The organism is Corynebacterium sp. 5QC2CO (assembly GCF_024580435.1).
Taxonomy (GTDB): Bacteria; Actinomycetota; Actinomycetes; order Mycobacteriales; family Mycobacteriaceae; genus Corynebacterium; species Corynebacterium jeikeium_D.
In genome coordinates this window covers 1-423 of record NZ_JANIKI010000035.1, presented here as the reverse complement: position 1 = coordinate 423, position 423 = coordinate 1, and the positions used below count along the sequence as shown (strand labels likewise).

Annotated in this window: 1 pseudogene; it reads right to left on the bottom strand. The window is 65.0% G+C overall.

Features of this window, described 5'->3' with window-relative positions:
* Window positions 1–423 (bottom strand): annotated as a pseudogene (locus NQ014_RS10825) (succinate--CoA ligase subunit alpha); the annotation flags it as partial.

The window sequence follows — 423 nt, the reverse complement described above, 5'->3', positions numbered from 1 at the left end:
GATCGGGTCACCACCGATGCCGATGCAGGTGGACTGGCCCAGGCCGACTTCGGTGGTCTGCTTGACCGCTTCATAGGTCAGGGTGCCCGAACGCGACACGATACCGATCTTGCCCGGCTGGTGGATGTGGCCCGGCATGATGCCGATCTTGCACTCACCCGGGGTGATGACGCCCGGGCAGTTCGGCCCGATCAGCACGGTGTCCGGATGCGAACGGGTCAGCACGTTCTTGACGCGCAGCATGTCCAGCACCGGGATGCCTTCGGTGATGCAGACGATGACCTTGATGCCGGCAGCTGCGGCTTCCAGGATGGCGTCGGCCGCGTACGGCGGCGGCACGTAGATGACCGAAGCGTTGGCGCCGGTGCTCTGCACTGCATCGGCAACGGTGTTGAAGACCGGCAGATCGATGTGGGTGGTGCC